This is a genomic window from Dyadobacter soli, assembly GCF_900101885.1.
GTDB classification, from domain to species: Bacteria; Bacteroidota; Bacteroidia; order Cytophagales; family Spirosomataceae; genus Dyadobacter; species Dyadobacter soli.
In genome coordinates this window covers 188884-212461 of record NZ_FNAN01000007.1, presented here as the reverse complement: position 1 = coordinate 212461, position 23578 = coordinate 188884, and the positions used below count along the sequence as shown (strand labels likewise).

Annotated in this window: 16 protein-coding genes; all 16 read left to right on the top strand. The window is 54.9% G+C overall.

The features are described from left to right. Window positions 1-51 precede the first annotated feature (51 nt). The 16 genes from BLQ88_RS13030 (at window position 52) to araD1 (ending at window position 23566) form a co-directional block, all read left to right on the top strand. Window positions 52-660, top strand: coding sequence for a hypothetical protein (locus BLQ88_RS13030; protein WP_090150296.1), 609 nt, complete (start codon window positions 52-54; stop codon window positions 658-660). Next, window positions 653-1774, top strand: coding sequence for an aminotransferase class I/II-fold pyridoxal phosphate-dependent enzyme (locus BLQ88_RS13025; protein ID WP_090150293.1), 1122 nt, complete (start codon window positions 653-655; stop codon window positions 1772-1774). The genes BLQ88_RS13030 and BLQ88_RS13025 overlap by 8 nt, the downstream gene beginning before the upstream one ends. Beyond that, window positions 1761-2405 (top strand): dethiobiotin synthase, encoded by a 645-nt coding sequence (bioD, locus tag BLQ88_RS13020; protein WP_090150290.1) that lies wholly within the window; start codon window positions 1761-1763, stop codon window positions 2403-2405. The genes BLQ88_RS13025 and bioD overlap by 14 nt, the downstream gene beginning before the upstream one ends. Window positions 2406-2475: 70 nt before the next feature. Then, entirely contained in the window at window positions 2476-3777 is a 1302-nt protein-coding gene (gene bioA, locus BLQ88_RS13015; protein ID WP_090150287.1) for an adenosylmethionine--8-amino-7-oxononanoate transaminase, read from the top strand. Between the two features lie 259 nt (window positions 3778-4036). Next, on the top strand, window positions 4037-7087 hold the full coding sequence (locus BLQ88_RS13010) for a SusC/RagA family TonB-linked outer membrane protein (protein WP_090150285.1): 3051 nt from the start codon (window positions 4037-4039) through the stop codon (window positions 7085-7087). Between the two features lie 17 nt (window positions 7088-7104). Continuing rightward, window positions 7105-8763: a RagB/SusD family nutrient uptake outer membrane protein gene (locus BLQ88_RS13005; protein ID WP_090150283.1), complete on the top strand. Its 1659-nt coding sequence runs from the start codon at window positions 7105-7107 to the stop codon at window positions 8761-8763. A gap of 48 nt (window positions 8764-8811) precedes the next feature. After that, window positions 8812-10248, top strand: coding sequence for a trehalase family glycosidase (locus BLQ88_RS13000; RefSeq protein WP_090150280.1), 1437 nt, complete (start codon window positions 8812-8814; stop codon window positions 10246-10248). 97 nt (window positions 10249-10345) lie between these two features. Next, on the top strand, window positions 10346-11356 hold the full coding sequence (locus BLQ88_RS12995; protein ID WP_090150277.1) for a GntR family transcriptional regulator: 1011 nt from the start codon (window positions 10346-10348) through the stop codon (window positions 11354-11356). A gap of 4 nt (window positions 11357-11360) precedes the next feature. Further along, window positions 11361-12944 carry an SLC5 family protein gene (locus BLQ88_RS12990; protein WP_090150274.1) on the top strand — a complete coding sequence of 528 codons (1584 nt, stop codon included), beginning with the start codon at window positions 11361-11363 and terminating at the stop codon, window positions 12942-12944. A gap of 238 nt (window positions 12945-13182) precedes the next feature. Further along, window positions 13183-13737 (top strand): helix-turn-helix domain-containing protein, encoded by a 555-nt coding sequence (locus tag BLQ88_RS12985; protein WP_090150271.1) that lies wholly within the window; start codon window positions 13183-13185, stop codon window positions 13735-13737. A 270-nt stretch (window positions 13738-14007) separates the two neighbouring features. Next, the gene (locus BLQ88_RS12980) at window positions 14008-17214 is read left to right on the top strand and encodes a SusC/RagA family TonB-linked outer membrane protein (RefSeq protein ID WP_090150268.1); all 3207 of its coding nucleotides are present in this window, start codon (window positions 14008-14010) and stop codon (window positions 17212-17214) included. Window positions 17215-17234: 20 nt separating this feature from the next. Beyond that, on the top strand, window positions 17235-18788 hold the full coding sequence (locus BLQ88_RS12975) for a RagB/SusD family nutrient uptake outer membrane protein (RefSeq protein ID WP_090150265.1): 1554 nt from the start codon (window positions 17235-17237) through the stop codon (window positions 18786-18788). Between the two features lie 23 nt (window positions 18789-18811). Further along, window positions 18812-20509 carry a GH39 family glycosyl hydrolase gene (locus tag BLQ88_RS12970; RefSeq protein WP_090150262.1) on the top strand — a complete coding sequence of 566 codons (1698 nt, stop codon included), beginning with the start codon at window positions 18812-18814 and terminating at the stop codon, window positions 20507-20509. Between the two features lie 51 nt (window positions 20510-20560). Further along, the gene (locus BLQ88_RS12965; protein ID WP_090150259.1) at window positions 20561-21730 is read left to right on the top strand and encodes an enolase C-terminal domain-like protein; all 1170 of its coding nucleotides are present in this window, start codon (window positions 20561-20563) and stop codon (window positions 21728-21730) included. Window positions 21731-21735: 5 nt separating this feature from the next. Next, window positions 21736-22527, top strand: coding sequence for an SDR family NAD(P)-dependent oxidoreductase (locus tag BLQ88_RS12960; RefSeq protein ID WP_218132909.1), 792 nt, complete (start codon window positions 21736-21738; stop codon window positions 22525-22527). A 34-nt stretch (window positions 22528-22561) separates the two neighbouring features. After that, window positions 22562-23566: an AraD1 family protein gene (gene araD1, locus BLQ88_RS12955; protein ID WP_176884984.1), complete on the top strand. Its 1005-nt coding sequence runs from the start codon at window positions 22562-22564 to the stop codon at window positions 23564-23566. Window positions 23567-23578: the final 12 nt, after the last annotated feature.

Below are 23578 nucleotides of genomic sequence, written 5' to 3'. Positions count from 1 at the left end.
GGTACATCCGGGGCGTCCGGTCGGGGTATACTTTTGGAGAAAAATCCAAATATGTACCACCTGATCCAACGAATTGTACAGCAGGACCAACTGCATGCCCGATGGCTGAATACCCTGTCGTTTCTGGAAAATGCCGGCGCACGGAAAATCTCCGCTTGTGAAGATAATACGCTGGTGGAAATCATACAGCTGAAACACGCCGCCGAGGAGCACCGGCATGCTTATATTTTAAAGAAACAAATCTCCAAACTCGCCCCCGCCGCCTGTCCGGACTACTCCAATGCCCACCTCTTTGCCCCGGTGTCCACAAGGCAATACCTCGCTATGCTGGACATTCGATGCAGCAGGTACCTCAAAAAGGTTTTCGGACTGAATGGGGCGCAGCTGCGTTACGCGGCGTACCTGTTCGTTACCTATCTCATTGAAGTACGGGCAGATGAATTGTATCCGGTTTACCAGCGCGCGCTTTCGGAGGCGTCGCATTCGGTAACCGTGAAATCCATTATCGCGGAAGAGGAGGGGCATTTAGAAGAAATGACCGCGCAGCTCAGCCGGTTTTCGGACGATTGGGAGGCGCACGCCGAAGTATTGCAGGAAATGGAACAGGTACTGTTCCATCAATGGCTGGGTTCCCTGGAAAGCGAACTGGCCCATGCGTGACGGTGTACTGGCCCAACTCTCGCAGGACCTTGCCCGCCGGGAGGAGCAGGGGATACTTCGGGAGCTCCGGGTAAAGGGGCAGGGTGTTGATTTTTATTCCAATGATTATCTGGGCCTTGCATCGAATAATGCCTGCCACGAAATGCTGACAGCTGCCTTGCAGCATAACCCGCAATGGCTGCGCGGCGCTACCGGCTCCCGGCTGGTGAGCGGGAACTCGGCATTTGTGTTATCTGTCGAAGACTTTATTGCCAAACAGCACGAGACCGAGCGGGCGTTGCTATTCCCGTCGGGGTACATGGCTAACCTGGCGCTATTCTCCTGCCTGCCGAAGAGAAACGATACGATCCTGCTGGACGAGTTTGTACACCGCTCGGTCATCGACGGCTGCCGGTTGTCGTTTGCGAAGAAAATGCGGTTTTTGCACAACGACCTGGACCACCTCGAAAGCCGGCTGGCCAAAACGCCGGGAAAATGCTGGATCGCTGTCGAGAGCCTGTATTCGATGGAAGGCGATTTTGCGCCGCTTCACGATCTGGTGCTGCTGGCGGAGCGTTATGGCGCTTCGCTGATCGTGGACGAGGCGCACGCGATGGGTGTATTCGGGTACGGGCTCGTGTATACGCAGGCATTGCAGGAGCGCGTATGCGCGACCGTCGTAACGTATGGCAAGGCCATGGGTGCCCACGGGGCCGCGGTGCTGGGGAACAATACAGTGATCGACTACCTGGTCAATTTCGCGGCGCCATTCATTTACACAACAGGCCAACCTGATTGGTTTGCGGCGACGATCCGAAACAGTTATGAATTTCTGAAAATGAATCCCCGGCTACGGGAGGATTTGCAAAGCCGGATTACCTGCTTTACGTCGGCCGGACTACCGACATTCTCCGGCGCCAGCAGCCCGGTGCAATCGGTTCCTTTCCCCGGTGTCGCGCGGTTGATGGCAGTACGGGAAATGCTCGAAAGCCAGTCGCTGTTCACGTTCGCGGTAAGGCCGCCGACGGTGCAGAGCGGTTCCGAACGCCTGCGGATCAGTCTCCACGCATTTAATACCGATGCCGAGATACGGCAACTCACCACTATTTTAAAAGAACTTCATGATACCGAATAGGAAAATCCTGTTTGTGACCGGCATTGGCACCGACGTGGGCAAAACCGTCTGCGCCGCCGTGCTGACCGAATCGCTGAAAGCCGACTACTGGAAGCCCGTGCAAGCGGGAGGGCTGGACAATACTGATCGCAAAACTGTTACCCAATTGACCAGCCCGGGCACTATCACACACCTGGAAGCCGTTCGTCTCAAACTGGCTGCCTCCCCGCACAAGGCCGCGCAGAAGGAGCAGAAATGCATTATGGCAGAGGATTTAATTCTTCCTGAAACAAAGAATAAACTGATCATCGAAGGTGCCGGCGGGTTATATGTGCCTATCAACGAGCAGTTTTGTATGATCGACTGGATCGAACAGCTGGGCGTGGAAGTTGCGTTGGTTGTTCGGAACTACCTGGGGTGTATCAATCACACCCTGATGTCTATTCAAGCCCTTAAACAGCGGCACATTCCATTGAAATACCTGGTCTTCAATGGCCCGTTCGATGAAGATACCCGCCGTGTGATACTTTCCTACCCGGATATTCAGGCTACTATTCTCGATATTCCCGATTTCAAAACATTAAATGCGCGAAGCATTATACGTGTGGCCATACGGATACGCAAGCAGGTCAATCCGAACGACCGTGCATAGGCGGCTGATTACAGTTGACTGATCGCCGGACCGCCGACCTCCATTTAGTTAGTCCAAAACACATTCCCTAATGCATATTCAAAACCAGACCTGGGGCCAGCGCGACAGTGCGGTGAACTGGCACCCTTTTACACCTCTTAAAACGGCAGGCGAAGCAATCGCCATCGTACGCGGTGAGGGAGCTTATTTATATGATGAGAACGGCAAGCGCTACATCGACGCCATTGCTTCGTGGTGGGTGAACCTGCACGGCCATGCCCATCCCTACATTGCCGAGCAGGTTTCCGACCAGCTGCGTACGCTTGAACACGTCATTTTCGCAGGTTTTACGCATCCGTCGGCGGTAGCGCTTTCGGAGGCATTGCTGGAAGTGCTGCCCGGGAACCAAAGTAAGGTCTTCTATTCCGATAATGGCTCCACAGCCATAGAAGTAGCACTCAAAATGAGTTTTCAGTATGCTTACAACCGTGACCAGCCCAAATCCACAGTGCTGGCATTCAGGCACGGGTACCACGGCGATACCTTCGGGGCAATGGCGGTAAGCGGCCGCAGCGGCTGGACGGAACCCTTCGCCGATCTCCTCTTCGACGTCATCCATATCGATCTCCCGACGGAGGCTAACCTGCCCGAAATCCAGGCATTTATCGACCACCACGCCGATCAGATCGCCTGTTTCGTGTATGAGCCGCTGGTACAGGGGGCGGGCGGTATGCGCATGTACGAGGCCGCGCACCTCGATACCTTGTTGCGCTACTGCCGTTCGAAGGGCATGCTCCTCGTGCAGGACGAGATATTTGTAGGCTTCGGGCGCACGGGGCGCATGTTCGCCGCCGATCATCTGACCGAAAAGCCCGACATCATGTGCCTTTCCAAAGGCCTCACAGGAGGTACCATGCCGCTGGGCGTTACCACCTGCACGGCTGATATTCACGAAGCATTCCGCACGGATAACGTATACGGGACATTGTTTCACGGCCATTCCTTCACGGCCAATCCACTCGCGTGCCGTGCCGCGCTGGCGAGTCTGCATTTGCTCAAAAGTGCGGAAACGCAAGCCGCCATCGCCCGTATTGCCCACCAGCACGCGCAGTTCCGCGCACGTGTGGCCACGCATGCGATCATCCATTCCGTCCGCCAGTGCGGGGTCATTCTTGCGATGAACCTCGGCGACGACGGAGCGGATTCCTACTTCCGGAATCAATGCAAACCCGTGTTCGGGGCATTGCTGCAAAAGGGCATTCTGCTCCGCCCGCTTGGAAATGTATTGTACCTCGTTCCTCCCTACTGCATTAGTGATGCCGATCTTCAATATTGCTACGACTCGATCATAGAAGTTTTAACGGAATCGGTTATTGAGATAAGTATAGAATAGTATAGTTATAAATATAGCTGCTCGGCAATGTCGATAAAGTGTCTTTATGATACTTATTTATAGCCATTTGTTGTAAAATAGCTTTCCTGGCCATGTTTTAACTAATTCAAAAAATATTTTTTCTTAAAATAGTATAGAATAGTATAGATTAATTAAAAATTGTGTTCTTTTGATAAAAAATTAGACAGTGCGATTGTGTCGGGCGGCATCCGGAGGCTTGCCTGCGCAGCGCGTGTTTCACTTAATAACCCTTTCGAACATGGTTTTTTATACCCGCTTTTCTTCACTGCTTCTGGCTGTGCTGCTGCTGTTATGCGCGGCGGTCAGGGCCCAGGTTCCGGTTACGGGCAGGGTCACGGATGCGTCCGGCCCGCTCGTCGGCGTGAGTGTGATCATCAAGGGTGCCAATGGCGGCACGTCCACCAATACCGATGGAAATTTTACGATCAATGTGCCTTCGGCCGACGCGGTGCTCGTCTTTTCCTACATAGGCTACATTCCCCGCGAAATCCAGGTCGGCAAGCAAAGCAAGCTCGATGTGTTGCTTGAAGCCGATACCAAGGCGCTCGACGAAGTGGTGGTAGTGGGCTATGGCACCAAAACCCGCGCGGACCTCACCGGCTCGGTGTCGACGATCAAAGGCAGCGAGCTGGAAAAATCACCTGCGAGCAACCTCACCAACTCGATCGCCGGCCGCGTGCCGGGCCTGATCGCCAACACCCGCAGCGGCGAGCCGGGTAACGACAATGCGGAGATATTCGTCCGTGGAAAGGCAACGCTCGGCAGCACCGGTGCGCTGGTCGTGATCGACGGCATTCCCGACCGTTCGGGCGGCTTTGCGCGGCTCAATCCGGCGGATATCGAGTCGTTTACGGTGATCAAAGATGCCACCGCGGCGATTTACGGGGCGCGCTCGGCTAACGGCGTGATCCTCATCACCACCAAGCGCGGGCAGGCTGGCAAGCCGGTGCTGTCCATCGGTACCAACTGGTCGCTCACGCAGGCGACGCGCGTGCCGCAAATGTTGAATTCGTACGAATACGCATTGGCTACCAACGAGTACGACCGGATGATCGGCCAGAACGTAACCTGGCCCGACGCGTCGTTGCAGAAGTTTCGCGACGGCTCCGACCCGCTCTCTTTCCCGAGCACCGACTGGTGGGACGCGACCATGAAAAAGCAGGCATTGCAGCACAACCAGGTCATTTCCCTCCGCGGCGGCACCGACAAGGTTACCTATTTCCTTTCGGGCCAGTACCAGAAGCAGGACGGCATTTATAAAAGGGACGCGGCCTATTACAAGCAGGCGCAGGCGCGTGCCAATGTGGATATCGCCGTTACCGACAACCTGAAAATCGGGGTGGACTTGCTGTACCGCAACGAGTTCCGGAATTCGGCCGTGGGCAATTACAATGCCGGCGCGATCTTCCGGGAGCTGTGGCTGGCATACCCTTACCTTGTGCCGGTGTATCCCAACGGCCTCGTGGGACCGGGCATCGGCGGCGGGCCTAACAACAGCATGGTGTACATTACCGGCGGCGAGGCGGGCTACAACCGGGTTACCAACGATTTTTTGCAAACCAAGACCTATTTCAAATGGGACCTGTCCAAAGCAGTCGATGGCCTGTTCGTGGATGGCTACTATGCCTATGACCTCACTTTTTCCAAAACAAAAGCATTTACCAAAACACCGCCGCCCGCATTCCGTTACGACGGTGCTACCGGCGACTATATTCAGATCAATTCGGCCATTAAACCCAGCTTGTCGGAGCTACGCGGTACGCTGAAACAGAGCCTGATGAACATCCGGCTCGGCTATAACAACCGGTTCGGCGACCATTCCGTCGAAGGATTTGCCGCCTATGAGCGCTTCGAAGGCAATGCCGACGAGATCAGCGCATTCCGGTCGAACTTCCTCAGCAACTCGCTCGACCAGCTTTATGCCGGTAGCCTGATAGGCCAGCAGAACAATTCCACCGCAGCGCAAACGGGCCGCAACAACTTCATCGCCCGCGCTTCTTATGGTTTCAAGAATAAATACCTTTTCGACTACAACATGCGCTACGACGGCTCGCAGAACTTCCCCGAAGGAAAGCGCTACGGCTTCTTCCCGGCAGTTTCGGCGGCATGGCGCATTTCGCAGGAGGATTTTTTCAATTCCAAAAGCATTACCGAGCTGAAATTGCGCGGCTCGTGGGGTAAGACGGGTAACGACAATGTTTCGGCATTCAACTACATCCAAACCTACCTTTTGGGAACCGGTTTCGGTTACTCGCTCGGCCCGAACGCCTCGCAGGTAAGTTCGCTCGTGCCCGGCCCGACGCCGAACCGCGACATTACCTGGGAAGTAGCCACCACCACCGACGTGGCGCTCGACGCGCAGTTCCTCAAAGGCAAGCTGGGCGTTACCATCGACTATTTCCGCTCCATGCGCACGGGTATCCTCATCACGCGCAGCGAGTCCGTGCCCGCATACACAGGGGTGACCTTGCCGAACCAGAACCTCGGAAAGGTGCTCAACCGCGGTATCGAGCTCGAAGCCTATTACAATGGTACCATCGGCACGAGCTTCGGCTACAACATCCGGGGTAACCTTACTTTTGCCCGCAACAAGGTGATATTCATGGACGAGGCCGCCAGCGTACCATCCTACCAGCGCAAGACCGATATTCCGATCGACTCCTGGCTCGTGTACGAATCCGACGGCCTCTACCAGAACCAGGCCGAGATCGACGCCAGCCCGCACCCGGCCAATACGGCGCCCGGCGACATCCGCTACAAGGATATCAATGGCGACGGGGCCATTAACGGGCTCGACCAGGTGCGGCAGTCATCGGTGCGGACGCCGGAGCTGATCTACGGCACCTCGCTGGGGCTTTCCTGGAAGAACCTCGACCTTTCGCTCTTCGTGCAGGGGCAGGCGCGGGCGCAGTCGTACCTCGCACCCGCGGGGCTGAACATGGCGCGAGAGTTTTTCGACGGTCGCTGGCAGAAGGAGGGCGATAACCAGTTTCCCCGCAATTTCAACGGCCCTACCGGCGCTTCGAGAGGGGTGAATACATTGACTTCCGATTTCTGGCTGCGCAATGCGGCATTCGTGCGGCTGAAAAACGTGGAGCTGGGCTTCACGGTGCCTTCCGGCTTGTTGAAGAAGGCCAAAATGCATAGCGCGAGGATCTATATCAATGGCAGCAACCTGTTTTCGATCGACAAATTCGGGCCGTCATTTGACCCTGAAATCCCGAACAACCCGGGTTATTACTATCCGCAACAGCGCGTCGTGAACCTGGGCGCCAACATCAGCTTCTAAACCTAAGCATTTAACCGATGAAAATTCAAATAAAAAAACTGTTCGCGGGCATTGCCCTCGGAGCCGGAATGCTGGCCATGAATTCCTGCAAGGACGTACTCGACCTCAAACCGCTGAACGCCTATTCCGAATCCGACGTATGGACCGACCCGAACCTGGCACAGGTGTTTGTAAACGGCATTTACGACCAGACTGTGCTCGCTTACAAGGATGGCGGCTTCGGTTGGGGCGCGCAGACCGACGAACTGTACGGTAACTTCAACTGGACCAACGAAAACAGCTACGTACAGGGCGAAGCCACGCCGGATAACCAGAGTTCTTCCTCGCTCAACCGCTGGGGAGATTTGTATTCATCCGTCCGCAATTGTAATGTGTTCCTCAAAAACGTGGGCCAGCTCGACACCGTCTCCAACGGCCAGGCCGTGCGTACAATGCGCGGGGAAGTGCATTTTCTGCGGGCATTGGCCTATTTCGAGCTACTGAAACGCTTCGGTGGCGTGCCGCTGATTACCAAGGTGTACGACGTGAACGACAAGGATTTCAACGAGAAGCGTGCGACATGGACGGAAACGAAGGACTTTATTCTGGCCGACATCGCGCAGGCTGCCCAGCTCTTACCTGCCGCTTACTCCGCCGACCTCGACAAAGGCCGGGCGACGATAGGAGCGGCATTGGCCCTCAAATCACGGTTGCTGTTGTACGCGGCGAGCCCGTATTTCAATACTTCGGGCGATAAGACGCTCTGGCAGCAAGCCAAGGCAGCCGCCAAAGCCGTGATCGATTTCCAGGGCGCTTCATATGCATTGTATGGCAATGCCGCCAATGGTACCTATAATAAAACGTACCTCGATTTTTTCAACCCGGAAGTGATTTTCGCCCGCGTTTACAGCGGCCTGGTTAAAGCCGACCGGTACAATACCGTCAGCCGCGACCTCAGTCCGAATGGCTATGAAGGTTACAGTGCCTACAATGTGATCCAGCAAATGGTGGACGCATTCGAAATGGCCGACGGGACGGCATTCAGCTGGACGAACCCGGCGCATGCTAAGAACCCTTACGCGAACCGTGATCCCCGCTTTTACGCGACGATTTTAGCCAATAATCAGCCCTTCAAAGGCCGCACGACGCAGTTTTTCGAAGGCGGGGACGATTCGCCGCAAAGCCCTTACTCGCCCTGGAATGCCTCCAAAACGCGTTATGTGATCCGCAAAATGGTGGATGAATCGGTGGACTGGCAGAAGCAGGATTATGCCGCCTCGCAATGGGTCGGTTTCAGATTATCTGAAATTTACCTGAACTACATGGAAGCCTGCGCCGCACTGGGTGAGGACGGCGAAGCGCTTACCTACCTGAACAAACTGCGCGCCCAAAAAGCGGGAATGCCGGCCGTGAATGCATCCGGTACCGCATTAATGGACAAAATCCGCCAGGAACGCCGCATCGAATTGTGCTTCGAAGGCCACCGGTATTTCGATATCCGGCGCTGGGGCATTGCCGATACGGGTTCAAAGGATGCATTGGGCGTGATCATTACTAAACAGGCCGACGGCACATTCGCCTATCAGTCCACCGTTGTGCAGAAACGGGTGTGGCAGACAGCGCTGTATTTCTACCCGATACCGCGGACGGAATTGCAGCGGAACCCCGCATTGGTTCAGAACCCGGACTATAATTGATAGAGGATATTTATCAGGACATTGTATTTTAATTCAAAAACAACAAGAATGATCAGATTCATCGCCGCTGCTTCCCTGTGGCTGGGCTTTCAGTCCGGCTGCATGGCGCAAAGCGAAACGTTAAAGTTCCGCTCGACGGACGCGGCATTGCAAACCGCATTCGACCGTGCAAAGGAAATGGCCCTGAGCCACAAGGGCAACCCGGCCGACCCGGTGGGCGACTGGTACGAAGCCGCATTACCCTCGCGTTTCGCGTTCTGCATGCGCGACGTGGCGCACCAGAGCATGGCCGCCGAAATGCTCGGATTGGGTAAAGCGAATGCCAATATGTTTTCGCATTTTGCCAAAAACATTTCCGATGGAAAGGATTGGTGCTCGTATTGGGAAATTAACAAACAGGGCAAACCCGCGCCGGAAGATTACCGGAACGACGATGAGTTCTGGTATAACCTCAATGCGAATTTCGATGTGCTGCATGCGGCATGGAAGCTCTATTTGTGGACGGGCGACAAGCGGTACATCAATGGCCCCGAATTTGCCAGTTTCCACCGCAAATCGGTCCGCGAATATGTGGAACGCTGGGTATTACAGCCGGATTCGCTGCTTTCGAGGCCGCTCCACCCGAATGCGCACGCCGCCTACAATGATGACGATTCGTTTCACCGCTGCCGCGGGCTGGCTTCCTATTCCGAAGGTGTGCACGACCTGAAAATGGGCGTTGACCTGATCGCCGCGCTTTCGCGGGGAATGCAAACTTATGCCGATATGCTCCGCGTAGAGGGCAAAACCTCCGAAGCGACCGCTTTTGACAAAAAAGCGGACCAATACCGCCAGCATATCGAGAACAAATGGTGGAGCGAGAAAGAGGACAAATATTTTACCTACTATTCTTCCAAAGGCGCATTCGGCTATACCGAAGGCGAAACTTTCCTGCTCTGGTTCGATGTGTTGAAGGATACCACGCGTACCCGCAAGACGATCGACCAGATCCTTGCGCGGGACTGGAACATGGAAAACCAGTCGTATTTTCCCTATGTGCTGGGCCAGTACGGCTATCCGGAGCAGATCCGCAAGCAAATCCTGCATCTGACCGACCCGGCCACCAAGCGCCGCGAGTATCCCGAGGTTTCCTACGGAGCAGTGCAGGGCGTGGTACAAGGCATTATGGGCATTGAGGCAGATGCCAGGGTGAACCGCGTCACGACTTTGTTCAATGGACGGGCCGGGGATACGCATGCCCTCGAAAACCTGCCGGTTTTACAGCGGAGCATTTCGGTTACCGAATCTGCCAAAATGGCTTCGCTCCGCAATGCGGGTACCTCAGCCGTGCAATGGCGGGTGAGTTTCGCCGGGAAGCATCCGTTCATCATCGTGAATGGCAAGCGGCAAAAGGCCAGTCAGGCGGTGGTGAAAGGCTCGCGTGCGGTGTCGTTCGCGGATGTGCAGGTGGCTGGCAGGCAGGAAGTTTCCGCACGGGTAGAGTAATCTTTGAGGTTGTATCAAAAGTGCGCCCCCACTCATTTTGATGCAACCTCATTAGTCAATAATAAGTTTTTTAGCTTTACGAAGTAATGACCGCCGAATGGAGAGCATATTTGATAAAATAAAGGAATTGCGGGAAGTGACATCCTATTCCAAACACGACCAGATCGTAGTAGGGATCATCAATGCGATTGACCAGAAGATTGTTTCACCGAACGACCTGCTGCCGTCGGTAAACCAGATGATCCAGGAGCTCAGCTTCTCCCGCGAGACCATCCGCAAAGGGTACGGCGAGCTGGTGGACAGGGGAGTGGTGGAGTCCAAAAACAGGATCGGGTATTACGTGACCAACGCGCAGACCGACCAGTTCATGAAAGTGGCGCTGATCATGTATAATCTCGATACATTCGAAGAACTTTTTTACCGGAATTTCCGGAAAGAGCTCGGCAGCAAAGTGCATCTGGACGTGTTTTTTCATCACGGCAGTGTGGATGTGCTCGAAAGTACATTGTTCCAGATCAAAGGGAAATACGGGATGTACGTGGTAGCGCCGATTCCGCACCGCAAAACGAAAGAGATCCTGGAAGCCATTCCGCGCAGTAACCTGCTCATATTCGACCGGTTCGAGCAGCTCGACGGCGAGGTGAGCTACATCGCGCAGGAATTCGAACGATCCACATACGCGGCGCTCGAAGCGCTGGCGGAAAAGATCAGGTTGTTCGACGAGATTATTTTTTACCATTCGCCCAAATCCCTCGACCCGAAAGAAATCGTCTCATCGTTCAAGCGGTTCCTGCATGACTTTTCCATCAGGGGCCGGATCGTGAGCGAATTCGTACCCGGGTCGGTCGAAAAGGGTAAGGCTTATTTCACGCTCGATAACTACACGATGTGGGCGATCCTGAAAGAATGCAAGTCCCAGAAGCTCGTCATGGGCGTGGACGTGGGCCTGCTTTCGGCTAACGACGAGCCGGCCAAGGAGTTTGTCGACATTACCACTTACTCCACCGATTTCGCGCTGATGGGCAAGCTCGCCGGGCAGTCGATCATGCAGAAGCAGCGTATCCAGGTGATCCTGCCCAATGTGCTGATCCGCCGAAAAACGTTGTGATTCCATGCGCGAAAAAGTGGCCCTCAGCGGCATCGATGCCGGCATTATCGTGCTTTACCTGGCCATTCTGGTCGGGGTAGGGCTCTATTTTTCCCGCAAGCGCCGCATCGAAACCGCCAGCGACCTCTTCCTGGGCGGCCGGTCGCTGAAATGGTACAATGTAGGCCTGTCGATTTTCAGCAGCAATGTGAGCCCCGTCATGCTCGTAGGCTACGGCGGCATGGCTTACACCACCGGCATGGTCGCCGCTAATTTCGATTGGCTGGCCTGGTGGTTCCTGCTGCTGCTGGCGATGGTATTCGTGCCGCATTACTTTGCCACGAAAGTGAGCACCATGCCCGAATTCCTCCTGCGGCGCTACGGGCAGCGCTCTTTTACATTTCTCACTTATTATTCCATGATTTCGACGCTCATCGTTTCGGTGAGTTTCGTGTTGCTCACGGGCGGGCTGGTGATCGCGCAACTCCTCGATGTGCCGTTCTGGATGGCTGCGGTGGGCGCTACCGTGCTTGCAACGAGCTTTACGGCTACCGGAGGCCTCGGGGCAATCGCCCGAACGGGCGCATTGCAATCCGTGGTGGTGACGCTGGCGGCGGTGATCGTGGGTCTGATCGCTATCGACCGCATCGGCGGCGTTGGCGAAGTGATCAGCCGGTCGCCGAAGGAATTCTGGACGATTTTCCGCCCGTCGGACGACCCGGTGTATCCCTGGCATGCGGTACTGCTCGGTTATCCGGTGGTAGGGATATGGTACTGGTGTACCGACCAGACGATCGTCCAGCAAACCCTCGCCGCCCGAAGCATTCAGCACGGGCAGTACGGAACCATGCTCATGGCGGCCCTCAAAGCCCTGGTACCCTTCATTTTCCTGCTCCCCGGCATTTATTGCTACATTCTGTTCCCGAACCTCGCCCATCCCGATCACGCCTACCTGGTGATGACGGCCAATTTGCTGCCCGTCGGGCTGGTGGGCATTACGCTGGCGGCGCTCATTGCGGCATTGATATACGATGTCGCTGTCGGTATCAATGCATTCAGTGCCGTTTTTTCTTTGAACGTTTATTCCAAAATCATTGAACCCAACGCCTCGCCACAAAAGCTGCGGACTGTGGGACGGCTGGTGATCATCGGCTCGTCGTTCATCGCGATGCTGATGTCGATCCTGCTGTCGACGGTCGATAAAGGGCTGTTTGACCTTTCGCAGGCTGTCGGTACTTACCTCGCGCCACCGCTTACGACGGTATTTCTGATGGGCGTGATCTGGAAAAAGGCTACCAGCCGCGCTGCCAACCTCACATTGTACCTCGGTTCGCCGCTCTGCATCTGCATTGGCACCATGCAGCTCACCGATTTTCCCCACAAAGCATTCTGGCCGCACTTCATGCTGCTTACCTTCCTGCTGACGGCCTTCCTGATGATTTTCATGGCCGTCATTTCCCTGCTCTTCCCCGAAAGGCAATCTGCCTCCTCGCTACCAACCCTGGCCGAAACTTACGCGTCGCAGCCGCATTACGACCGCAGCAAGGTATGGGTTGGCTGGGCGTGCATTGCAGTGGTGATGGGGTGTTTGTACTTTTTGTTCGGGTAAACTCAAATTCCGCACGGAGCTGCTACGGAAGGGGCACCCCAATCATTTGAAAATCGCATTCACTACTCTATTTTCGCTCCGTAACATGGAACGAAAACGGCGGCTCTGCAAGAATTGCACAAAAGCATAAAATATTTAGAGTTTTCCTTGCTTCGTCGTATTTTCCATCTATATTTGCATTCAACCTTGTTGAATGATATGAAACAAAGTGCCAAATAAGTAAACAGGGTTGAAAAATATGTTAATAGCCGAAGGGAACACGCTCAATATCGGAGACCGGATCAGGATATTGAGAACGAGCCAGAAAAGAACATTGCAGGAGGTGGCCGATGGAAGCGATTTATCCAAAAGCATGATCTCCAAAATCGAGAACAACAAGACCGTACCGTCGGTGGCTGCATTGGTGAAAATCGCGCAGGTGCTGGGGACCAACATTTCCAGTTTGCTGGAAACCGAGGAGTGGCTCAACGCCATTTTCACGGCGAGGCTTACGGCGGAGCAGAACCTGACGAAAACGGATAAGGGATATTTCATTTACCCGTTCGGTACCGAGTACCATCAGAAGAAAATGCAGCCGATGCTTTTCGTGGCGAAAAAAGGAGAGGTGAAGCAGCACGAGCTTTCGCACGAGGGCGAGGAATTCATTTATGTGATTGAAGGTGAAATGAAAATGACGCTGGGCGATGCCGAATACCTTTTGAAGGCAGGCGACAGCATGTATTTCAACTGTCTTCAAAAACACGGGATCATGCCGGTTTCCGATGAAGTGAAGTACCTGGATATTTTCGTATAGTCATTATCGTTTAATTTGAATTGCCCGATACGCACACTTTGACGCGCTTTCGCCGAAAGCGGTAAGCTAATCCATTTGCCTGTTTTTTGTCCGCTGACCCCGTCAGCAACGTTGCCTGCCCCGTGTCCCGGGGTTATCAGGAAAGTATTGTTTTTCAGAATCTTAATTCCGAACAGTGTTTAAAAAACTGGCGGAGCATGCTTTGTCCCGACTTTCCGGTAGTCGCTGGGCCTGGTATGATACTGCCTGCACCTTAGCTTTAATAAAATCATGAGAAAACCTATACCATACCCCCGCGGGGGTAAATGGCCGCGCTTTCCCCTTTGGGCGGCATCCCGCTGGGCGGCACCCCGCTGGGCGGCATCCCTTTGGATCGCGGCCCTCCTCCTGATCGGCACTGTGGCTATCGGAGGGAACAGGTACCAGCCCGACAATTACACAAGGCCTGTCGACAAGGCGGTGAAAGGCCGGGTAACCGACGAAAAAGGCCAGCCGCTCGTAGGCGTCAATATTGTGGTGAAAGGAACATCCGTGGGCACCACTTCCGACGGTGACGGAAAATATGAATTGAGTAATGTGGTTGAAAGTCAAATGCTTGTATTTTCTTTCATTGGTTATGTCCAGCAGGAAATCGCAGTGCGCAACCAGACTACCATCGACATTCAGCTGGCTCCCAATGCGGAGCAATTGAGCGAAGTGGTTGTGGTGGGTTATGGTACGGTCAACAAGAAGGACCTCACCGGCGCCGTCGCGACCATTGCCGGCAAGGACATCGAACAAGGTTCGATCAACACGCCCGACAAGGCATTGCAGGGCAAAATCGCGGGTGTGCAGGTGAATACCAACTCGCACGCACCCGGTGGGGGCATTTCGGTGCAGGTACGGGGCACGGCTTCGCTTTCGGCGAGCGGTTCGCCGCTGTATGTGATCGACGGCGTGCCGATCAGCAATGGTTTCCAGACCGGCGCCAGCAGCGATGCGGGTTCGTTCGGCGGTAATGCCAACCCGATGAACTCGATCGATCCGTCGGACATTGAATCGATTCAAATCCTGAAAGATGCTTCGGCATCCGCCATTTACGGCTCCCGCGCCGCGAACGGCGTGGTACTGATCACCACCCGACGGGGCAAGGCAGGCCAGCAGCGGGTCGATTTCGAATATGCATTCGGATTGCAGACCATTCGCAAAAAGCTCGATTTCATGAATGCTACCCAATGGGCCACGCAGGTGAACGAACGCGCGAGCCTGCTCGGGCAGTCGCAGGTGTACACGCCCGACCAGATCGCCGGATTCGGCAAGGGTACCGACTGGCAGAGCGAAATTTACAATTCCGCGCCGCGGCAGAACTTCAAGTTGTCGTTCTCGGGCGGCGGGCTGAACGTTCGCTACATGCTGGCCGAGAATGTGACATTGCAGGACGGGATTATCCCCGGTTCGAATTTCAAGCGGTATGGCACGTCGATCAATATCGATGCGGATATCAGCAAAAAACTCCGCGTAGGGCAGAGCCTGCTCTTTACATTGACCGACGAAAACGTGGTGCCGACGGATACAAAAGGCTATGAAGGCATTTCCAATGTAGTCGATGCTGTGTATGAAGCGCCGCCCACCATTCCGGCGCGCGACGAGTTCGGACAGCCGGTCAACCTGCGGAATTTCCCGATGGGCGGCGGGCTCGAAAATCCGCTGACTATGACCGAAAAATACCGGCAGCTCAGCAACACCATGCGTATCCTCGGCAACATTTACGCCGATTACAGCATTATCCCCGGCCTGGACCTGAACATCCGCTTCGGTGCTGACATCCGCGACTGGAAGTTTCATCAATACTTCCCGATCGGCTCGGAGGCCGCCGCCGGCGCGAATGGAAAGGCCCGGCAGATCGGTGTGCGCAACCTCAATTTCACCAATGCGAACACATTGACCTATTCCAAAACTTTCGCGGACATCCATAATGTGAAGATTCTGGGCGGCTTTACCTACCAGAAAGAAACCAGCGAAACCATGGACGCGTCGTCGTTCGGGTTTCCGAGTGATATTTTTGAATACTATAACCTCGGCCTCGGCAGCAGTCCGCAGGCGCCGGGCAGTAATATGAGTGAATGGACGCTCATTTCGTACCTGGGGCGGTTGAACTACTCCTTGAAGGACAAATACCTCTTTACCGCCTCGGTGCGGGCGGATGGTTCTTCCAAATTCGGCGTCAACAACAAGTACGGCGTATTTCCGGCGGTCGCGTTCGGCTGGCAGCTCGGTGAGGAGAAATTCATCCGCGACCTGGATGTGTTCGATCAGCTGAAATTCCGGGCGAGTTACGGCAAAACGGGTAACGAGGCTATTGGCGTGTACCGGTCGCTTTCGTTGCTCGGTACTTCGTTTGGCACGCGCAGTTCGTACATTTTCGGCGGTGCCCGCTTCCCGATAGCGTTCCCGTCGAACATCGCGAACCCCGACCTGAGCTGGGAAAAGACCGGCGAGTTCAATGTAGGGCTGGACGCCGCGGTACTGAATGGCCGCCTCAGTTTCTCGGTGGATTATTACCACAAAAAGACGACCGACCTGCTCCTCGACGTGCCGATTCCCTCTCAAACGGGCTACGGAAGCGTGCTCAAAAATACGGGGGCGATGCTCAACAAAGGCTGGGAGTTCGGTATCAATACGGTGAACACGCAGGGTAAGCTTAACTGGACGACGAATTTTAATATTTCATTCAACAAAAACGAAATCCTCTCGCTCGGAGGCGCCGAATACCTGTACTCGGGCTGGGTAGGCGGGGCGAATGTGAACCCGCATGCCAAAAACACGGTCCGGCTCCAACCAGGGCACAGCGTAGGTGAGTTTTATGGCTCGGTATCGGAAGGAATCTGGCGTTCTAAGGAAGAGATCAAGGAAGTTGGAACCATGCCGGCGGCCAAGCCGGGCGATATCCGGTACAAGGACGTGAACGGCGACGGCATTTACGATACCGAAAAGGACGATGTATTCCTCGGCAGCCCGTTGCCCAAGTTCAGTTACGGGCTTACGAACGACCTGTCGTTCGGCCCGCTGAGTTTGCACGTGTTCGTGTACGGTATGCAGGGCAACAAGGTGCTCAACCTCGCGGCGCAGCAATATGTGCAGGACGGCATCGGCGTATCGGCGAAGCGGCTGGACCGCTGGTCGCCCGAGAACCCGAATGGTACGCTTCCCGCCGCGAGCGCATCGCACCCGCAGCGCGTAAGCTCGTTCCTGGTGGAAGACGGCTCGTTCCTGCGCGTGCAGAATGTGTCGCTGAGCTGCAAAATCCCCGGTTTTGTAAGTTTTGTCAAGAATGCGCGGGTGGGTATCGGCGTCGATAACCTGGCGCTGATCACGAAATATTCGGGGTATGATCCGGAAGTGAACTCGTTCGGCAGCAGCAATACTACCAAAGGAATGGACCGGTTCGGGTACCCGTCGTCGCGGACCTACCGGGTGGAAATCAAGCTAGGGTTTTAATGCAAATCATTTGAATCGACATGATCCGATCTATTAAAATAACTAAACAAAAGGCTTTTTCCGCAGCCATGGCCGCATTGGCGCTGCTTGGTGGAAGCGGTTGCGAAAACTCCCTGCAAGAGAAAGTGTACAGCCAGGTGGCAACCGATGATTTTTACAAAACCCTCGACCAGGCGCAACTGGGGCTCAACGGGGTTTATAACTATCTCTGGAACGACAACTACCGTGACGGACAATGGGTTACCCTGGGCGACGTCACCGCATTTACGCTCATCGGCGGCGGCTCCGCCAATGGCTCCGGCGACCGCTCCGGCATTCAGAACGAATGGAATACCTACTCGTGGACACCCGATGCCGTGGAGCTTGTAACGGCCTGGGATTACTTCTACCAGGTGATCAACCGCGCCAACACGCTGATCGACAAGATGGAAGCGGCTGAATTTCAGGGGAAAGATAAAGTGCTCGGCGAAGCGAAATTCCTGCGTGCATTCTTTTACTTCAACCTCGTGAGAATGTTCGGCGGCGTGCCGCTGCACATCAAAGCCACCACCGACCTGAGCGAGGTGGAGAAGCCGAGAAGTTCGGAGGAGGAAGTATATGCGCAGATCGTGGCCGACCTCAATGCGTCGGTGGAATTGCTGAGCCCGCTTAATCGCGCCGATATTACCGCCGGCAGGGCTACCGCCATTTCGGCTACCGCATTGCTTTCCAAGGTTTACTTGCAGCAGCGGAAATGGAAAGAGGCTGCTGCCGAGGCCAAAAAAGTAATGGATAGCGGGGTTTTCAATCTTTTCGAAGATTATGAAAACATCAATAACCCCGACTTCCAGAACACGAAGGAGCACATTTTCTCCATTCAGCACGGGGGGAATGCCAACAGCACCTCGCAAATGTACCAGACGCGGATGATCTATCTTTTCGGGCCGCCCGCGCAGACGATCAACGGGACGAATGTGCAGTTTCACGTACTCAAAGACCTGGTCATTTTTCAGGCACGCAAAGCATTTTTTGCCGAAACCCCCGACACCTACCGAAAGTGGCAGTCGGTGCGCCAAAAGATGCCTTATTATTACAAAAACGGCACGAAAGAGCTCGTCCGCGACACCGTTACGATGTACGCGCCATTTTTGACCAAGTTTCACCGGATAGATTTTGCCACCGGCTACCTTAAAGAAGGCGTAAACTATCCGCTGATCCGCTACGCCGATATGCTGCTAACCTACGCCGAGGCCATCAACGAAACCGACGGACCCACCGCTGCCGCTTTCGAGGCGCTCAACCAGGTGCGCCGGCGTGCCAGGGCAGCAGGTACCGCATTCGAGCAGCCCGCGACGGTTTACCCCGATCTGAAAGGGTTGACGAAGGAACAGTTCCGTGATGCCGTGCTCAAAGAACGTGCGCAGGAGTTTGTGGGAGAGGGGCATTTCCGCTGGGACCTGATCCGGCACAACCGCCTGGTCAGTACCGCGCAGGCCAACGGCGTGACGGCCGCAGCCGAAAAGCATAACCTTTTTCCCATACCGACCCAGCAGATCAGCCGGAACAGTCAGATCAAACAGAATCCCGGATATTAATTTTTACGCTTAACCAGAGTCTCATGTTTTTCAAAAAAACCAAACTTGCCCTGCTCCACGCAGCCACCCTGGGCGCGGCATTGTCCACTCCTGTTTTCAGTCAGCAGCAGCCTGTCAGTATCGAGGTCAACCTGGCGAAGGTAAAAGCCCCTATGCAGCCGATCTGGGCGTTTTTTGGCTACGACGAGCCGAATTACACCTATATGAAGGACGGTAAAAAACTGCTGACCGAAATCGCGCAGTTCAGCAAAGTTCCCGTGTACGTAAGGGCGCACAGCCTGCTCGTGACGGGCGATGGCGAGGCGGCGCTCAAATGGGGTTCCACCAATGCCTATACCGAAGACGCACAGGGTAAACCGGTGTACGACTGGAAGATCGTCGACAGGATTTTCGATACTTATATCGAAAGGGGCATGAAACCCATTGCCCAGATCGGCTTCATGCCGCAGGCGCTTTCTTCAAAACCCGAGCCGTACCGTCACCACTGGAAGCCGGGGGATAATTACAATGATATTTACCTCGGCTGGGCTTACCCGCCCAACGACTACAACAAATGGGCGGAACTGGTATTTCAGTGGGTGAAGCATTCGGTGGCCCGCTATGGCAAGAAGGAAGTGGAAAGCTGGTACTGGGAGCTTTGGAACGAACCGAATATCAGCTACTGGAAAGGCACTGTGGATGAATATATTAAACTGTATGATTATACGGCGGATGCGGTAAAACGCGCATTGCCTACTGCTAAAATAGGCGGCCCGGAAGTAACGGGGCCATCGTGGGACAAGTCCCAGGTGTTTATGACGAAATTCCTCGACCACGTCACCGCCGGCAAAAACTACGTCACCGGCAAAACCGGCACGCCCATCGATTTCATTACCTACCATGCCAAAGGCGCGCCCAAGATCGTGGACGGGCACGTACAGATGAACATGGGTACGCAGCTGCGCGACCTGGACAAAGGTTTCGAGATAGTGGCTTCTTACCCGGCACTCAAAAAGCTGCCGATCATCATCGGTGAATCCGATCCCGAGGGCTGCGCGGCATGCTCGGAAGATGTGAGCCCGCAGAACGCGTACCGCAATGGTACCATGTATTCGAGCTATACAGCGGCTTCATTTGCGCGGAAATATGAACTGGCCGAGGCGAGGGGCGTGAATTTGCTCGGGGCGGTGAGCTGGTCGTTCGAGTTCGAGGACCAGGCCTGGTTCCGCGGCTTCCGAGACCTGGCTACCAACGGGGTCGACAAGCCGGTACTGAACGTGTTCCGGATGTTTGGCATGATGGAAGGCAACCGCGTGGAAGTGAAGCAGGATCTGGCATACGATTTCAAAAGGGTAAGGGATGAAAGCGTGCGTAAGGAGGCGGATATCAATGGTATTGCTTCCAAAAGCGCCAATTCGGCGGCGGTGATGGTGTGGAACTACCACGACGACAATGTGCCCGAGCCCGACGCGACCGTAAAAGTGAATGTGCAAGGCTTGCCGCAGCAGAAAATGATGCTGTACCACTACCGCATCGATAAGGAAAACAGCAACTCCTACGAAGTGTGGAAAGCAATGGGCTCGCCCAAACAGCCCACCGCCGAGCAGATTAAGCAGCTCGAAAAGGCCGGCCAGCTAGCATTACTGACCTCGCCGCAATGGATCGAACCTAAAAACGGCAATACGACCATCGAAATGCAGTTGCCACGCCAGGGTGTTTCATTCCTGCATTTCAAGTGGTAGGCAAGGCGATCGCCCCGGTTGAAAAGTGATATTGTTTTAAAATACATTTCAATGAAAATCAAAAGAGTAACAGCGAAATTATATAAATGGACAGGGCCCGTGCTGACGACCAATACAGTGTTTGCCACGCCGCTCAGTCCTATTCATTCCCAAACCGATTCACAGGCGGCCTTCCGGTTTTTCAGCTGGCTGGTGGTGGAAGTGGAAACCGACGAGGGGCATATCGGCTACGGCAATGCGGGGCTGAGCCCGGACGTGACCAAGGCTGTGATAGACAGTAAACTGACGCCGATCCTGCTAGGGGAAAATCCTTTGAATACCGAGTATCTGTTCGAAAAAATGTACCGCTCCACGGTCGCATTCGGCAGGAAAGGCACCGTTATCGCGGCCATCAGCGCCATCGATATTGCCCTTTGGGATATCAAAGGAAAGGTGATGAACCAGCCCGTGTTCATGCTCATGGGCGGGCGTACGACCCCCGACATCGAAACCTATTACAGCCGCCTCTACACCCGCGACCTCGACAGCCTCCAAGCAGAGGCCGTGCATTACAAGGAGCAGGGTTTTTCGGGTATGAAACTGCGCTGCGGCTATCCATTGACCGAAGGCGTAGCGGGCATGCGGAAGAATGTAGAAATGGCGAAAGTGGTGCGCGAAGCCGTTGGTGACGACATTAACGTAATGCTGGAAGGTTATATGGGTTTCAACCTCGCCTATGCGAAGCAGTTCTTGAAAGCGCTGGAACCGTACAACCTCCGCTGGGCCGAGGAACTGCTCCTGCCGGACGAGATCCACAATTTTGCCAAACTCCGGCAGTACACCGACATCCCGCTCTCCGGCGGCGAGCACGAATACACCCGCTACGGCTTCCACGACCTGCTTCAAACCGGTGCCCTGGATATTTTCCAGTTTGATACCAACCGGGTGGGCGGCTTCACCGAGGCACAGAAAATCTGTAATATGGCCCTCGCACACGGCATAGAGGTGATCCCGCACGGCGGGCAAATGCATAACCTGCACGTGGTACTGAGCTCGTTCGCGAGCCCGATGGCCGAATATTTCCCGCAAACGGAGATCGAGGTGGGCAATGAAATGTTCTGGTACATTTTCGACGGCGAGGCGATTGCCGAAAACGGGCGGGTGCAGCTGAGCGACACATTGCCGGGGGTAGGTTTAACCCTGAAAACCGAAGGTCTCGAACATTTCATCATTACTGAATAGGCAATATGGAAACGCTAACTATGCAACAGAGCATTCTGGACCTTTTCAAACTGCACGGGCAAACCGCGCTCGTGGTAGGCGGTAACCGCGGGCTGGGACTGGCAATGGCCAAAGCCCTGGCCGAAGCTGGTGCCAATATCGTCATCGCGGCGCGCGACGAGGCCGTGAACAGGGAATCGGAGCAGCTGCTCAAAGATACTTACGACGTCAGCTGCATTAGTGTCGGGTGCGACGTGACGTCCGAGGCCAGTATTCAATCAACGGTCAAAACGGCCGTCGCGGCTTTTGGAAAAATAGATATCCTGGTCAATTCGGCCGGTATCAATATCCGCGGGCCTATCGAGGCGCTTTCGCTGGACGATTTCAACAAAGTACAAAGCGTGAATGTGACCGGTACCTGGCTCGCTTGCCGCGAAGTGGTGCCCGTGATGAAGGAAAACGGTTACGGCCGGATCATCAACATCGGCTCCATGCTAGCGCTCACGGCTATCCCCGAGCGCACGCCCTACGCGACGAGCAAAGGTGCCATTTTGCAGCTTACCCGCTCGCTGGCCATGGAAGTAGCGCTCGACGGCATTACCGTGAATGCGATCCTGCCCGGCCCGTTCGCGACGGACCTTAACTTGCCGCTCATCAACGATCCCGAAAAATACAAAGCGTTCATTTCCAAGATCCCGATGGGCCGATGGGGCGAACTGCACGAGATTGGCGGCATTGCATTGTATTTGGCCAGCAAGGCTTCGAGCTATTCCACCGGCGGCTGCTTTTCGATCGACGGCGGCTGGGTGACGCAGTAGGATGTGTGATTTTTAAATGATATTAATGCAAAACATGACAAGAGTCGTACAGATCGCACACCCGCAGCAGGGTAGGGCCGTGGCCATCGTGGAAGAGCCTTCTTTGGTGCTTTTAAATGGACCGAAATCGGTTTACGAAGCCGCGTTGGCAGCCATCGATCAAAAAAAGCCGCTCGCGGACCTGCTTCTGGCCGCGCGTACGGACACGAAGCTGCATTATGACGACGTCTACAATGGTAGCAGCGAATGGACGCTGCTCCCGGCATTCGACTGCCCCGGCGACCCGTTCCGCTGCCTTGTAGCCGGTACCGGGCTCACCCACAAAAACAGCGCCCTCAACCGCCAGGCCATGCACGCCGCCACGGAAGGTACCAAGCCCACCGACAGCATTATCATGTATGAATGGGGCGTAGCAAACGGCTTTCCGGCAGCCGGCGAAATCGGTGTGCAGCCGGAATGGTTTTACAAAGGCAACGGCTCCGTCCTGCGGGCGCACGGCGAGACGCTCGAAGTACCCGACTTTGGCGACGACGGGGGAGAAGAACCGGAAATCGCGGGCATTTACATTGTCGACCGGCAAGGCGTGCCTTACCGCATCGGCTTCGCCACCGGCAACGAGTTTTCGGACCATGTGATGGAGAAAAAGAATTACCTCTACCTCGCGCCGTCCAAGCTCAGGCAATGCGCCATCGGCCCGGAACTTGTAGTAGGGGGTGATTTCAGGGACATTCGTGGAAATGTAAAAGTATCGAAAGGTGCGCACGTCAAATGGAGCGCCGACATCCGCACCGGTGAGCAGAACATGGCCCAAAGCCTCGAAAACCTCGAATACCACCATTTCAAATACCCCGGCCACCGGCTGCCGCTCCAAGCCCACGTGCATTTCTTCGGCGCCGACGCATTCAGTTTCGGCAGCAAGCTGCTGCTCGAAAACGACGACCTCATGACCGTGCATTGGGAAGGGCAAGGCAGGCCGCTGCAAAACCGGCTTTCGGTTTCAGCAGATACCCCGAGGCTTACGCCGCTCTCCCAGCTCTGAGATTCCATTTAC

What these genes read in the sequence shown, in the direction of transcription:
- BLQ88_RS12960 (WP_218132909.1), top strand. Translation starts at nt 21,736, where the DNA reads ATGGAAACGCTAACTATGCAACAGAGCATTCTGGACCTTTTCAAACTG.
- BLQ88_RS12990 (WP_090150274.1), top strand. Translation starts at nt 11,361, where the DNA reads ATGCGCGAAAAAGTGGCCCTCAGCGGCATCGATGCCGGCATTATCGTG.
- araD1 (WP_176884984.1), top strand. Translation starts at nt 22,562, where the DNA reads ATGACAAGAGTCGTACAGATCGCACACCCGCAGCAGGGTAGGGCCGTG.
- BLQ88_RS13000 (WP_090150280.1), top strand. Translation starts at nt 8,812, where the DNA reads ATGATCAGATTCATCGCCGCTGCTTCCCTGTGGCTGGGCTTTCAGTCC.
- BLQ88_RS12975 (WP_090150265.1), top strand. Translation starts at nt 17,235, where the DNA reads ATGATCCGATCTATTAAAATAACTAAACAAAAGGCTTTTTCCGCAGCC.
- BLQ88_RS13005 (WP_090150283.1), top strand. Translation starts at nt 7,105, where the DNA reads ATGAAAATTCAAATAAAAAAACTGTTCGCGGGCATTGCCCTCGGAGCC.
- BLQ88_RS13010 (WP_090150285.1), top strand. Translation starts at nt 4,037, where the DNA reads ATGGTTTTTTATACCCGCTTTTCTTCACTGCTTCTGGCTGTGCTGCTG.
- BLQ88_RS13025 (WP_090150293.1), top strand. Translation starts at nt 653, where the DNA reads ATGCGTGACGGTGTACTGGCCCAACTCTCGCAGGACCTTGCCCGCCGG.
- BLQ88_RS12970 (WP_090150262.1), top strand. Translation starts at nt 18,812, where the DNA reads ATGTTTTTCAAAAAAACCAAACTTGCCCTGCTCCACGCAGCCACCCTG.
- BLQ88_RS12985 (WP_090150271.1), top strand. Translation starts at nt 13,183, where the DNA reads ATGTTAATAGCCGAAGGGAACACGCTCAATATCGGAGACCGGATCAGG.
- bioA (WP_090150287.1), top strand. Translation starts at nt 2,476, where the DNA reads ATGCATATTCAAAACCAGACCTGGGGCCAGCGCGACAGTGCGGTGAAC.
- BLQ88_RS12995 (WP_090150277.1), top strand. Translation starts at nt 10,346, where the DNA reads ATGGAGAGCATATTTGATAAAATAAAGGAATTGCGGGAAGTGACATCC.
- BLQ88_RS13030 (WP_090150296.1), top strand. Translation starts at nt 52, where the DNA reads ATGTACCACCTGATCCAACGAATTGTACAGCAGGACCAACTGCATGCC.
- bioD (WP_090150290.1), top strand. Translation starts at nt 1,761, where the DNA reads ATGATACCGAATAGGAAAATCCTGTTTGTGACCGGCATTGGCACCGAC.
- BLQ88_RS12980 (WP_090150268.1), top strand. Translation starts at nt 14,008, where the DNA reads ATGAGAAAACCTATACCATACCCCCGCGGGGGTAAATGGCCGCGCTTT.
- BLQ88_RS12965 (WP_090150259.1), top strand. Translation starts at nt 20,561, where the DNA reads ATGAAAATCAAAAGAGTAACAGCGAAATTATATAAATGGACAGGGCCC.